Here is a 13,786-nt window from a genome sequence, read left to right on the forward strand (position 1 = left end):
TTTTTACTGTTTTTTTAACCAACAAAAACAACAATCTAATACCATGTGGGCTAAGTTGGGCGACAAACCGTTGGTTAATTTCTCTTTGTCACTGATTGTGATATAAAAATGTTACAACACCAACAACAATAACAACAATATACCTATTATGGATTTCGCTTTAGTAGGCTTAATAGCCTCATTAATATTGCTGATGGTCCTTGCCTTAAAAGGCATGGATTTACTCATCGCTGCTCCTATTTGTGCTCTTGTCGTTGCTCTGAGTAATGGTTTACCGATTTTTGCAACTCAGGAGCAAGGTGACATCGCCAATTACTCGGATAGCTATCTCGGTGGTTTTAGCCAATTTTTAAAGGTTTGGTTTTTAGTGTTTCTCACCGGAGCGCTGTACGGCAAGCTGATGGAGTATTCCGGCGGCGCAAAAAGTATCGCCCATTGGATTATTGAGCATGTGGGCATGAAGCGGGCCGTAACCGCAGTTGTGCTGGCGACGGGTATTTTAACTTATGGTGGGGTAAGTGCCTTTATTGCCGCATTTGCGGTTTACCCGTTAGCGGCCAGTTTATTTAAACAGGCTGACTTACCACATCGCTTTATTCCCGCCGCATTGGCTTTGGGTTCTGTCACGTTTACCATGACCAGCGCCGGTTCGATGGAAATTCAAAATTGGTTGCCAGCACCGTATTTAGGTACAACGCCATACGCTGCCTGGCAAGTGAGTTTATTTACCGCGTTGGCCATGGCTGCCATTGGTATTTATTGGCTAAATCGGATGATACACACGGCTTATCAACAAGGCGAGCGATTCATCCTTCCACAAGCGTCAATCATTGCCAGTGTAGAGGCTGAACAACAGCAAAACGTCAATCCGTTAACAGCGGTATTGTCACTATTAGCCGTATTTATCACCGCTTTTTTATTTCATCAAGATTACAGTAATAATGCGTTGGTGATCGCCCTCGTCGCCGGTTGTGTGGTTTTAGTGGTGGGGTATTGGCGACAACTTAGCCAACATTTTACCAAAGTTGGTTCCGAGGGGGCATTAGGCGCCTTGATAGCTGGAGCCAACACCTCAGCGGTGGTTGGTTTTGGCAGTGTTGTAAAAGCCACTCCTGCGTTTGCGTTTGCCGTTGACGCGGTAACCGCTATACCCGGTTCCCCCTTGGTGTCAGCGGCAATCGCGGTCACGGTTATCGCAGGCATTACCGGCTCGGCATCGGGAGGGCAAACCATCGCCTTACCGATACTCGGACCGATATATTTGGACGCGGGAGCCAATCCAGAACATTTACATAGAACGATCTCATTGTCATCGGGGGTGCTAGACAGTCTTCCCCATAATGGCTATGTGGTGACCTTAATTAGGGCAATCTGCGGTGAAAGTCACCAATCAGCGTATTTGGCACTTGCCAAAATGACGATGGTGGTACCGGGTATTTGCACCGTATTAGCTTTGTATTTTTTAGCTTAAAAAAATTAGTAGAACAATACTGTTCGGTCTACACTTAGAATATAAAAAGTAAAGAAAAACAATAAATAAAGTAGAGGGCGGTATGAGATTAATACTTTTACTAATGGTTTTGTTAGTGGCGAGCACAGGGGCTAATGGGCAACAAAGCGAACCGCAAGAAGAACCCAAACTGTGGTCCGGTACCGTAGATTTTGGTTACACTAACCTCACCGGTAATACAGAAGAATCGACCATGGCTGGACGGGTTGCTGTCAGCCGAGAAAACAAACCGTGGAAGTGGGACATCACTGGCGAGTCTCTGTTTTCAGAAAATGGCAACACCCGAACAGCGGAAAAATACGCCGCACTAAGCCGCCTGGCCTATAACTTCACCGAAAAAAATTATGTTTTTGGCCGAGCGACCTATGAAACCGATAAGTTCAGCGGATTTGATTATCAAGCAACCGCAATTGCCGGCTTTGGCTGGAATCTTTACGATGAAGAAACTTTTCAGTGGGATATCGAACTCGGTGCCGGCTACCGTAAATCTAAAGTAGACGATCCGCTGACCGGGGATGATCAAAACGAACCCATCGTTACCGCATCAACGCTTATTGACTACCAATTTTCTCAAACAACGACATTTCATCAGTATTTGAGTTTGGAAAAAGGCAGTGATACCGATATTGTCTATTCGCGCAGCGAATTGCGGGTGCAAGCCATCGAAAATTTAGCGTTTAAGTTTAGCTACAACATTAAACACACCTCTGATGTGCCGGTAGGTAGTGAAAATACCGATACAGAAACCATTGTCAGCTTGAGTTATGCGTTTTAAACTTTGCCGCTAATAATGCGAGTAAAGCGAGTGCGACAATGCAAAACTGGTTATTTAAAAGCGAGCCGAGTGAATTTTCAATTGACGATCTAAAGCAGCGAGGCCAACGCGGCGAGCTCTGGGATGGTGTGCGCAACTATCAGGCGCGCAATTTTATGCGCGATAAGATGTCCGTTGGTGACAATGTGTTGTTCTACCACTCAAGTTGCAAGCACGTGGGGGTAGCCGGTGTCGCTAAAGTGATTGAAACCGAGCTGATTGATCCTGCACAGTTTGACGAAAACAGTAAGTACTTTGACCCAAAAGCCAGTCACGACAAGCCCCGATGGTTTTGTGTTCGCATCGCTTTTGTCAGTAAGTTTGCCAACTTGGTTAGTTTACAGCGCCTAAAGGCAGAAGCGAGCTTACGCGACATCGACTTGCTTAAACGCGGTAATCGCTTATCGATACTACCCGTTAGCGATACTCACTGGCAGATAATTGAATCATTGTCTCAGCGCGAGCGATAATCACTGTACTGGTTTAAGGCGTTGCTGAGCCTTGTTGGGCAATCAAACTCAGCGCCTGATCATAATCGTAGTTTTCAACCGCTGTGGTTAATTTTTTAAGCCACGCCGCATCGCTTCGCTGTTCAAACTTATCGTATTGCGACTGCAAAAAGTCACCCGCTTGACTGTCATAATCCGCTAACATCTGGGTCAATTCGGCTAACATCTGTTGCCATTGCGCATCGCTGATTGCGCGCTTCGATGATGACTCTTTCGAGGGCTCGTCTATTGCGGCAATCTCTGTCAATACATCACGTAGCGCTTGTCGCAATGCATCGATATTTAATTGACTGCAGTCATCGCACGTACTAGCGAATCGTTCGAGTTGTTCAGCCTGCTGCTGCAATTGATGGGCGCCAATATTACCCGCTAACCCCTTTAACGTGTGCAGTAAACGTTGTACTTCGGTTAAATTGTTATCATCGATTAGCTGTTGCAACTGATGGTCGGTGTGTTGCTGATTTTGATGAAATTTAACTAGCAGTTTGTGATATAGGGTCGCATCGTTTAGGGTTCGATTTAAACCGTCTTGTCGGTCAATAAAACGCCAATCTTGCGGAAGTTCTAGCTCGCTGTGCAAGCGAGGCTGCTCTATAGAGGGGCGGTCGCTATCGACCGAGATCCACTTGGCCATGGTGTTAAATAAGTTATTGACGTTAATGGGTTTGGGGATGTGGTCGTTCATACCCGCTTGGATTGCTTTTTCACGATCACCGGCCATGGCATTGGCGGTCATAGCCAAAATGGGTAGTTGCTTAAATTTGTGTTGTTGACGCAATATTTTGGTCGCGGTATAGCCATCCATAATCGGCATCTGACAATCCATCAATACCCCGTCAAAGGGCTCTTTTTGGATGCGCTCAATGGCCTCCTGACCATTGCTTGCAATACAACACTCAATGCCGTTATTGGTTAGCAGCCCGACAATGAGTTCTTGGTTTATGTCATTGTCTTCAACCGCTAAAATACGCGCCCCTTGTAACGCTTTGATGCTCTCTTTGTTGATTTCTCTGCGAGAGTTGTGATGCCGCTTTTTAATTGTCGATCCCATGACGTCATTTATTGCATCGTTTAGGCTCGAAGCGGTTACCGGTTTGGTTAATATCGCCGCTATTTTTACCTCGTCGGTGTGCAAATCAAGCTCTTCACGACCGTAGGCAGTAATCATAAAAATCACTGGTTGCTGGGCTAGTGCTAACGAATGTTGAATCTTGTGAGTGGTCTCAATACCATCCATTTGTGGCATTTGCCAGTCAATGATAACCAGCTGATACGGTGTCGTTTTATCCGCTTGTTGAATCATTGTTAACGCGGTCAGTGCGTTATCCACGGTATCTACCAGATAGCCCAAGCTGGTTAACATATTGGCAAAAATAACACGCGCATGAGGGTTGTCATCGATAACAAGAATTTTGTCGATGTGCTGATGTCTGGTCGGTTTTGGTTGGTTATCGGTTTTTTGTCGTTTTAAAGTGATCGAAAAACTGAAGGTACTGCCTTGATCTGGTTCGCTTTTTAGGCTTATTTCACCGCCCATCAGCCTCACTAATTTTTGCGAAATAACCAAGCCCAAACCGGTACCACCGTGTTTACGTGTCGTTGAGGCATCGGCTTGGGTAAATGGTTGGAACAATTTTTTTTGCTGCTTGCGGCTTATACCAATGCCGGAGTCAATAACGCTAAACTCAATTCCGGCGTAATCTTGGTTGGTGAACTGGCGGCGAATTCTAATGATTACGTCACCTTTATCGGTAAATTTGACCGCGTTGCTGGCGAGGTTGATCAATACTTGGGTTAACCTAAGCGGATCGCCGATTAATCGCATGGGCAAATTGGGTTCAATATCAAATAACAGTTCCAATTTTTTTTCTTCAGCCTTAATGCTGATAAAGTTGGCCACGTTATCAAGGATATCGGCGAGATTGAAATCGGTTTCTTCAACATCCAATTTTCCGGCTTCAATTTTTGAAAAATCTAAGATGTCGTTGATAATACCCAACAGCGACTCAGCACTGCGATGCACCCGATCGATATAATTGCGCTGCTGTTTGTTTAGATCGGTTTCTAAGGCTAAGTGTGACATACCAATGATGGCATTCATCGGGGTGCGAATTTCGTGAGACATATTGGCGAGGAAATCAGACTTGGCCTGGTTGGCTTCTTCAGCCAGTTGCTGTGCTTTTAAATAATCCAATTCCAGCTGTTTGCGCTCTGTAATATCAATGTGTACACCGGAAACGCGAGTGGCACGACCATTGTTGTCGGTCTCTGTTATACGGCCAACGTCTAATATCCATTTGCAATTATCAGGATCTGTTCCCAATCTCAATTCTTCTTTAAACTCGGTTCGCTGTCCGCGCAAGTACTCGGTCATTCGCTGCTCGGCAAACTCCTTGTCTTCAGGGTGAATGTACTTTCCCCAAGCGTTGGCACTGTCGTACAGGGTAAACCAATCTTTTTCTTCTTCGATAAAGTCACTGTTGTGTCCCAAACCTAGCATATTGGCACTAATCTTGTTGATTTTGATAATGCTTTTATCGGGGAAAAACTCCCATAGACCGATACGCGCCCCATAGGTTGCTGCATCGAGTCGTTCTTCGCTTTGTTTGAGCTTGAGCTCTTGTTCATGCCGCTCGGTAATGTCGCGCATAATACCAATAAATACGGTTTTTCCTTCTAATTCACTCTCCTTAATCGACAACTCCATTGGAAATACATCGCCACTTTTGCGTCGAGCCAATACTTCGCCACCTTGTTCAACCACCCACGGGCGCTGTTTGTTGTCAAAATGCTGGGCTCGTTGCTCATCAATGTTTTGCTGCTGTTGCGGTTGAATAAGACTGATGTTTTGACCAATAACCTGCTCTCTGGTGTAACCAAAAATGCGCTGCGCGGCAGTTGAAAACTCTTGAATACGACCTTGTTTATCCACCACAACAACGCCTTCGGCGACGCTGTCGAGGATGCTGCGATAACGACTCTCACTCTTTAACAACTCAGTTTTTAGCGACTCTTGTTCAGTGATATCAATCATCACTCCGTCAAAATACTTACTCTGACTTACGGTATCGATTAAGGCACCGGCTTTAAGCTGAACGGTGCGGATGTGCTGATGTTTGTCGGTAATTTTTAAGGTAGTAGCAAACGGTTTTAGGTCTTTAAACGACTTAGATATCAGCGCTTCGAGCGAGGCTTTGTCATCACTGTGGACGAAATCTCGAAAGTTTAAATCGGCATCTTTACCGACAAATTTCGCCGGCGGATGACCTGTGAGCTCGACGATTTTGGGGCTGACGAAAACCAGTTCGCTTCGGCTGTAAAAATCACTGCCAAAATAAAAGCGAAACACAACGCCTGGTATATTGCTCACCATAGAGCGAAATTGCTGTTCATTTTGAGTCAGTTTGGCCAAGGCTTTTTCACGTTGGGTCACATCAACTAACGACACTCTAACCTCTCGGCCTTGTTTAGCTGGAACGGCAGAGACAGAGACCTTGATGGTCTGCGATTTGGCATTGGCTAAATCAATGACGACGTCCTGTTGGCTGAGCCCATCGCGGGCGGAATCAAGCAAAGCCATGCCGTTGTGTTTACTATCGTTTGCAGGCAGTAATTGTTGCCAAGTTAATTGGCTGATTTGTTCAGTACTATAGCCTGTGAGTTGGGCAAATACTTTATTGTGTTTGGCAATAGAGCCATCGTGTTTTAACGTGGCATAGGCAACGGGTGAGTTTTGATATAAATCCCACAAGCGGGCTTCTCTATCTGACAGCTCTTTGGTGCGCATAGCAACGCGCTTTTCAAGTTCACTATTGGTTTGTAGTAGTCGGTTATTCATGCGCCTGACAATATTCAAAGCAATGTTAGCCAACAACACCGTAAGCACGATGATACTGGCTAAGACGGCTAGAATGGTGTAGCGCAATTGCAAATAGCCCTGTTGTACTTCTTGCAGACTGATCTCACTAACCAAGCCAAGCTGTAGATCGCTGTTGTAACGCCATGCGCCGAGTACTTTTACCCCCCGATAATCTCGGTAGCCTTTGGCATTAAGCCCCTCCGTGCCTTTGAGAACGGCTTCTGCACTGAAGGTCAAAGGCCATTGGCTCTGTTGTTGAGCGTTGGGCAACGATGCCGAATCTAATTGCTGTTCAGGGTCGGCGCTTTTGATATTTAAAATACTCGATTGACCACTTGCTAACAAACCGATATCCGTGAGCTGCGATTCAAACCGACTCGGCGATGCGATGATACCTTGCTGGTTGACTAAATAGGTTTCTCCGGTGCTTCCCACCCGACCGCTGGTAACCAATTTAAACAGTTCTAGAAACGGATCAATGCGAAATGCGATAACGGCGATTACTCGGTTGTTTTTATCTCGCACTGGCCCGACGAAAAACAGCGTCGTATTGTGCGCACCGAGCCCTTTTTGCACTAAGTGCAGTGACGTTTGGCTGCGCACCGGTCCTATCATCAGAGTCTTGCCGGCAAACGCCTGTTGCAGTGATGCTCTGTGCTGTGTGGCTAAAAAGCTGGTGGTATTGAGGTTGTCATCAGTTAACGACGCATATTCCATGTCATCGTTACCGACAATAAAAAAGTCGAGTCGCTGTGGGTCGGTAGGTAAAGCGTGAAATCGCTGTCTGAGTTCTTCAATATACGTGTTGGTACTAGAACTCGTCTCGTTGGCCTGTTTTGCTTTAGCCAGTAACGCTGCGACCAGCTCGACTGTTTTATCCCTTTGTGAAAACAGTTGCAGTGAGCTGACTTGGTTTTGATACCAAGCGTCTAACGATGAATCAGTCGTTTGGATGACCGTTGATAACGAAGTTGCCGCTTGCTGTTGCATTTGTTCGCGCAGCATATGCAAGCCGTAATTAATGATCACCGAGATAATAATCAGAAATATCATCAGTGCACCAGCAATTAACTGTCGCGATTGAGTATCGGCGAGAAATCGCGGTGGATCTTGTTGTGTTTGCTGGTGAACCTTTAACACCACAAAGATAAGCAGTGCAACGAGTAAAACCACCGCCGCCAAAATTGACTCGTTATCCATACGTTAAGGTGCTAACTATAAATAGAATTTACTTAAGCATAGCAGGGTGTTATTGATTTGTTGCAGAATTGGAGCGGGTAAAAAGCGAGACCTAAGCCTCGCTTTATCACGGCGTAAACGCGTTAAGACTGGTTTTTATTGGCTTTGTAAAAATTGATCAATGAGCGAGTTGAGCTATCGTGACCGCTCACCTCACCTTCGGCCAAAATCTCAGCGTGAATATTATTGGCTAAGCCCTTGCCCAGTTCAACACCCCATTGGTCAAACGAGCAGACCTCAAGTAAGATGCCTTGACTAAATATTTTGTGTTCGTATAAGGCAATCAGTTGGCCTAAGCTATATGGGGTGATTTTATCAAATAAAAACATGGAACTAGGGCGGTTACCCTGATGCACTTTGTGGGGCGCAATAAGGTTTATCTCATCGTCACTCTTACCCTGTTTTGCCAAACTGCTGCGCACCTCTTGCTCACTGACACCACACATGAGTGCCTCGGCCTGAGCAAACATATTAGCGATCAGTATATCGTGATGCTGTTCGATATCGCGAATAGGCGTTATCGAACCAATAAAGTCTGCAGGTACAATATTATTGCCTTGATGCAGATATTGATAAAACGCATGCTGACCATTGATGCCTATTTCACCCCAAATGGTGGGGACGGTGTTGTAGTCAACGGTGTCTCCGGCAAAGTTGACATGTTTACCATTACTTTCCATTTCGGCTTGTTGCAAATATGCCGTTAACCGGTGCAAGACCTGATCATAGGGCAGAATAACTTGCGAACGGGCATTTAAAAAGCTGCAATTCCAAACACTTAAACAGGCCATGATAAAAGGAATATTCTTCTCGAGTGGCGCTGTCTGGAAATGTTGGTCAATATCGCGCGCGCCCTGTAGCAATTGTTCAAATTGTTCGTAACCCAGGTACAAGGCGATTGGTAAACCAATAGTTGACCAGAGGCTGAATCGACCGCCAACCCAGTCCCACATATCGAAAATGTTATTGGCATCAATGCCAAATTGGGTAACTTTTTCGGTGTTGGTTGACACGGCGACAAAGTGTTTGGCAATCGCCGACTTATCACCAGCAGCAGCCAATAAGTGCTTCACCGCGGTATTGGCGTTGGTCATGGTTTCGCTGGTGGTAAAGGTCTTGCTAGAAATGATAAATAAGGTGGTTTCAATGTCGACGCTATCGAGTACGTCAGCGATTTGGTTACCATCAACATTCGACGCATAGTGAACCGTAAGGTCACTCGTTTTGTATGCTTTTAACGCATTGGTGGTCATTTCTGGACCTAGATTTGAACCGCCTACGCCAATACTGACAATGTGACGAATTGGCTTGTCAGTATAACCACGCCACTGTCCAGAATGCACTTGCTGACAAAATTGCTTCATCTTCGCCAGTTGCTCGGCAACTTGCTGTGAGACATCCGTACCGTCAACCAGCAAAGGTTGACTGGTATCGCGACGCAAGGCAACGTGCAACACGCTGCGATCTTCAGTAATGTTGATTCGCTCACCAGCGAACATTTTGGCGCGCCAGTCAGTGAACTGACACTGCTCAGCTAACTCGGCAAAAAGAGCCATGGTCAATTGGTTGATGTTTTGCTTGGAATAGTCAAATAGCAGACCGGGGCGCTGCACCGAAAATCGCTCAAAACGCTTGCTGTCGGTATCAAATAGCGCTTTGATTGACTGCTGTTGCATATCTTCGGCGTGTTTTTGTAAAGCCTGCCAAGCTGGTAATGACGAACGTGTCATAGAAATTACCCTTACTGAAATCGTCGTTAAATCATTGATTTTATTGTGGCCACAATATTATCAGAACTAAAGCCAAAATGCCTCATTAATGTCCCGCCAGGCGCCGACTCACCAAAGCTATCTAAACCAATAATTCGTCCTTGTTTACCAACGTATTTATGCCAAAAATCTGGGTGTGCTGCCTCAATGGCGACAATCGGGCAGGTGTTTGGCAGTACGGATTGTTGATACTCGGTTGACTGTTGATCAAAAACATTAGTCGAGGGCATAGACACTACGCGAATTTGATGTCCCTGCTGGCTGAGTTCATTAGCTGCTTGCATGGCAATATCGACTTCCGAACCGGTGGCAAGTAACACCACTTGCGGAGCAATATCACAATCGCGAAGAATATAGCCCCCGCGTTCGATCGCCTTTACTTGAGCTTCGCTGCGCTGTTGATGAGTCAAGTTTTGCCGTGAAAATACCAGTGCACTTGGTCCCTGACGGTGTTTAATCGCCATTTTCCATGCCACGGCCGACTCGGTGGCGTCACATGGTCGCCAAGTGATGAGCTTAGGAGTGGTGCGCAAGTTGGTTAACTGTTCAACCGGTTGATGCGTTGGCCCGTCTTCCCCTTGGCCAATAGAGTCATGGGTGTAAACAAAGATATTTTGAATACCCATTAATGCCGACATGCGCACCGCATTGCGCGCATACTCCATAAACATTAAAAATGTTGCCCCGTAATTTATAAATCCGCCGTGTAAAGATAAGCCGTTCATAATTGCGGTCATACCAAATTCACGTACCCCGTAGTAAAGGTAATTGCCATTGGCATCGTCTTTAGTAACGCCTTTGGAACCAGACCATAATGTTAAATTGGAGCCCGCTAAATCGGCACTGCCACCGAGTAATTCGGGTAACTGCGCAGCAAACGCTTCAATCGCATTTTGAGAGGCTTTGCGCGACGCTATATTGTCCATCTGTTGTTGACATTGGCCAATAAATTGGTCGGCCAGTTGGTCAAAATTCTCTGGTAATGTGCGCTCCATCACTCGGCGTTTAAATTCACTGGCCAGTTTGGGGTGTGCTGTTTGATAGTCACTGAACAACTGATGCCATGTCGACTCTAATTGTGCGCCTCGTTGTTTTGCGTCCCAACCTTGATAAATATCATCACTGATAACAAATGGCGGCTCTGACCAGTTTAAAAATTTTCGGCTGGCGGCAATTTCATCGTCGCCCAATGGCGAACCGTGACAGTCGTGGCTACCGCTTTTATTAGGGGAGCCAAAACCAATCACCGTTTTACAAATAATTAGGGTGGGTTTGTCGGTAATGGTTTTCGCCTCAACAATGGCTTGGTTGATTGCCTCGCTGTTGTGGCCATCTACGCTTTCAATGACCTGCCAACCATAGGCTTTGAAACGCATCGCGGTATCATCGGTAAACCACCCTTCAACGTGACCGTCAATGGAAATGCCATTGTCGTCGTAAAAGGCGATCAGTTTTCCCAAACCGAGTGTTCCCGCTAAAGAGCACACTTCGTGAGATATCCCTTCCATCAAGCAGCCATCACCTAAGAAACAGTAGGTGTGGTGATCGACGATGTCGAAGCCGTCGCGGTTAAAATGTGCCGCCAGTACTTTTTCGCCAATGGCCATACCAACCGCGTTGGCGATACCAGCGCCAAGAGGGCCTGTGGTGGTTTCGACACCGGCGGTATAACCGTATTCAGGGTGACCAGGGGTACGAGAGTGCAGTTGTCGAAACTGTTTGAGGTCGTCCATGCTCAAGTCGTACCCGGTTAAATGCAACAGCGCATAAATGAGCATCGAACCGTGACCATTGGACAAGACAAAGCGATCTCGGTCAACCCAATGGGGATTGCTGGGATTGTGTTGCAGGTGGTCGTTAAATACGACTTCTGCAATGTCGGCCATACCCATAGGTGCACCGGGATGGCCAGAATTGGCTTTTTGTACGGCATCCATCGCCAGTACGCGAATTGCATTTGCAAGTTGTTGGCGCGAGGCCTTATTCGTTGCCATAGCGTTGTACCTATTAAAAAGTGTTTTGTGTCAATTGTTGTGATGATGCATGAACTGTTGCAAAGCCGAGGTGGTTTGTGTTGGCCACAGCTAATGCAATGACTAAATTTACTAATGCATTAGATTATAGACGTTGCGTTAGAGCCTGCATGAGGTTTGTGTTAATTTGCTTTGCTCGGTAGATTTCTATATCACTGTCCTGTTTGGTATCATTGGTGTTGCCAGTTCGCTGTGGCCTGAGGCTAGCGGCGAACTTAGGCCCAACCCAGACACCTAGCTAATTCGGTTAACCCTTTGTCGGTGATGCTTTTTTCCCACTTTTGAGACTCACAGTTACAATTTACTTGGCTTTGTTAGCCTAAATCGGCTTTGTTTCATGCTGTTTTGGGGTAAAATAGCCACAGCGATCCACAAAACAACACAACTTTTTGTCGTCGCGCGACGACAACGGGGTAATATCACTTCGAGCCTTGAAATTCGCTGTGTTTTACCGTGTCGTTGACGGCCTTATTTCCTTGACAATGGTTGACTTTAATCACTAAACTGTAAAATTAGTGGGAAAAAGTGGAGAAATGTGGATCTTTGCGCTATTGTTTAAAAAATAGACAGTGATAAACGCAAGAGAAAAACAATAACAACCATGTTTAGAGGCGCAAGCAACATCACGCTAGACAGCAAGAATCGGATCACGATACCAACTCGGTACCGTGAGCTTTTGCTTGCTGAAAGTGAAGGTAAAATGGTTTGCACTGTGCATACAGAAAGTCGTTGTTTGTTGTTGTATCCACTATCTGAATGGGAAGAACTTGAGCTCAAGCTCAGCCGTCTATCGGACATGAATCCCAGCGAACGCACCATTAAACGCATTCTATTAGGTAATGCCAGTGAATGCGATATGGATAAAAATGGCCGCTTATTGCTCGGCAGTGTATTACGCCAACATGCCAACCTCGACAAGAATGTTATTTTGGTTGGATTATTTAACAAGTTTGAAATTTGGAATGAGAGCGATTGGCATGATGCCATGCGCCAAGGTATTGCAGATAACCAAGATGGAAAACTTGAAGCAACCGAACGATTAGCGGATTTATCGCTGTAACCACTAGGTTAAAGCGCGAGAAAAAATTATGGCATCAGAATTTTCACACATATCAGTACTATTACAAGAAGCCGTGGATGGCCTAGATATAAAACCGGATGGCACCTATATCGACTGCACTTTTGGTCGTGGTGGACACTCTGGATTAATACTAAAAAAACTAGGTGAAAACGGACGTTTAATAGCCATTGATCGCGATCCTCAGGCAATAGAGTCTGCGCAAAAATTTGCTGAGGATTCGCGGTTTGAAATTGTTCACAGTGGCTTTGCAAACTTGCAAGATATTGCCATCGACCTTGACGTTGTAGGTCAGGTCGATGGTATCTTGCTCGATCTTGGGGTGTCTTCACCGCAACTGGATGACGCCAGTCGCGGTTTCAGCTTTATGAATGACGGCCCGTTGGATATGCGCATGGATACCAGTAAAGGACAGACGGCGGCAGAGTGGATCAACGTTGCCGATGTTGAAGATATTACGTGGGTGTTGCGCACCTTTGGCGAAGAAAAAATGGCATGGCGCATTGCCAATGCGATAGTTGATGCGCGTGAAGAAGAAGCGATCACTACAACGGGACAATTAGCCAAGATTATCAAGCAGGCTGCGCCGCAAAGAGATATTAAAAAGCATCCCGCAACGCGAAGTTTTCAAGCCATACGGATGTACATTAACTCTGAGCTTGAGCAGATAGAAAAAGCGTTGGCAGCCAGTTTAGACGTGCTTCGAGCCGGTGGGCGTTTAGTGGTGATCAGTTTTCATTCACTCGAAGATCGCTTAGTTAAACAGTTTATGAAAAAGCACAGCCAAGGCAAACAGGTGCCGCGTGGTATGCCAATTACCGAAGCAGAGATACAAAAGGGTAAAAAGTTGGCGCTTGAAGGACGAACTAAGCCGAGTAAGAGCGAAGTATCAGACAATGTCCGCTCCCGCAGTTCCGTGCTTCGCATTGCGCGTCGCCTTGCGGACAGTTAAACACTAGCCGGTTGTCGTTGTTG

8 protein-coding genes are annotated in these 13,786 nt (G+C 46.0%); 5 read left to right on the forward strand and 3 right to left on the reverse strand.

Translation table 11 applies throughout. From position 1 onward, the window contains the following. Positions 1-148 precede the first annotated feature (148 nt). The 3 genes from ACAY30_RS02145 (at position 149) to ACAY30_RS02155 (ending at position 2,794) form a co-directional block, all read left to right on the forward strand. Positions 149-1,471, forward strand: a complete 1,323-nt coding sequence (locus ACAY30_RS02145; protein WP_290252397.1) for a GntP family permease — start codon at positions 149-151, stop codon at positions 1,469-1,471. An 82-nt stretch (positions 1,472-1,553) separates the two neighbouring features. Then, positions 1,554-2,285 (forward strand): YdiY family protein, encoded by a 732-nt coding sequence (locus ACAY30_RS02150; RefSeq protein ID WP_290252398.1) that lies wholly within the window; start codon positions 1,554-1,556, stop codon positions 2,283-2,285. A 38-nt stretch (positions 2,286-2,323) separates the two neighbouring features. Continuing rightward, positions 2,324-2,794 (forward strand): EVE domain-containing protein, encoded by a 471-nt coding sequence (locus ACAY30_RS02155; RefSeq protein WP_290252399.1) that lies wholly within the window; start codon positions 2,324-2,326, stop codon positions 2,792-2,794. Between the two features lie 13 nt (positions 2,795-2,807). On the opposite strand, the gene ACAY30_RS02160 is transcribed toward ACAY30_RS02155, so the two are convergent. From ACAY30_RS02160 to tkt, 3 genes are all read right to left on the reverse strand, one after another. Beyond that, positions 2,808-7,892, reverse strand: a complete 5,085-nt coding sequence (locus tag ACAY30_RS02160) for a PAS domain S-box protein (protein ID WP_290252400.1) — start codon at positions 7,890-7,892, stop codon at positions 2,808-2,810. Positions 7,893-8,014: 122 nt separating this feature from the next. After that, complete coding sequence (gene pgi, locus ACAY30_RS02165) at positions 8,015-9,661, reverse strand: glucose-6-phosphate isomerase (RefSeq protein WP_290252401.1); 1,647 nt, start codon at positions 9,659-9,661, stop codon at positions 8,015-8,017. Positions 9,662-9,687: 26 nt separating this feature from the next. Next, complete coding sequence (gene tkt, locus ACAY30_RS02170) at positions 9,688-11,694, reverse strand: transketolase (RefSeq protein ID WP_290252402.1); 2,007 nt, start codon at positions 11,692-11,694, stop codon at positions 9,688-9,690. A 640-nt stretch (positions 11,695-12,334) separates the two neighbouring features. Between tkt and mraZ the strand changes: the two genes are divergently transcribed. Further along, positions 12,335-12,793 (forward strand): division/cell wall cluster transcriptional repressor MraZ, encoded by a 459-nt coding sequence (mraZ, locus tag ACAY30_RS02175; protein ID WP_290252403.1) that lies wholly within the window; start codon positions 12,335-12,337, stop codon positions 12,791-12,793. A gap of 28 nt (positions 12,794-12,821) precedes the next feature. Then, positions 12,822-13,763: a 16S rRNA (cytosine(1402)-N(4))-methyltransferase RsmH gene (gene rsmH / locus ACAY30_RS02180; protein ID WP_290252404.1), complete on the forward strand. Its 942-nt coding sequence runs from the start codon at positions 12,822-12,824 to the stop codon at positions 13,761-13,763. Positions 13,764-13,786 lie beyond the last annotated feature (23 nt).

The organism is Thalassotalea ponticola, assembly GCF_041379045.1.
GTDB lineage: Bacteria > Pseudomonadota > Gammaproteobacteria > Enterobacterales > Alteromonadaceae > Thalassotalea_A > Thalassotalea_A ponticola.

What these genes read in the sequence shown, in the direction of transcription:
- ACAY30_RS02145 (WP_290252397.1), top strand. Translation starts at nt 149, where the DNA reads ATGGATTTCGCTTTAGTAGGCTTAATAGCCTCATTAATATTGCTGATG.
- ACAY30_RS02150 (WP_290252398.1), top strand. Translation starts at nt 1,554, where the DNA reads ATGAGATTAATACTTTTACTAATGGTTTTGTTAGTGGCGAGCACAGGG.
- ACAY30_RS02155 (WP_290252399.1), top strand. Translation starts at nt 2,324, where the DNA reads ATGCAAAACTGGTTATTTAAAAGCGAGCCGAGTGAATTTTCAATTGAC.
- ACAY30_RS02160 (WP_290252400.1), bottom strand. Translation starts at nt 7,892, where the DNA reads ATGGATAACGAGTCAATTTTGGCGGCGGTGGTTTTACTCGTTGCACTG.
- pgi (WP_290252401.1), bottom strand. Translation starts at nt 9,661, where the DNA reads ATGACACGTTCGTCATTACCAGCTTGGCAGGCTTTACAAAAACACGCC.
- tkt (WP_290252402.1), bottom strand. Translation starts at nt 11,694, where the DNA reads ATGGCAACGAATAAGGCCTCGCGCCAACAACTTGCAAATGCAATTCGC.
- mraZ (WP_290252403.1), top strand. Translation starts at nt 12,335, where the DNA reads ATGTTTAGAGGCGCAAGCAACATCACGCTAGACAGCAAGAATCGGATC.
- rsmH (WP_290252404.1), top strand. Translation starts at nt 12,822, where the DNA reads ATGGCATCAGAATTTTCACACATATCAGTACTATTACAAGAAGCCGTG.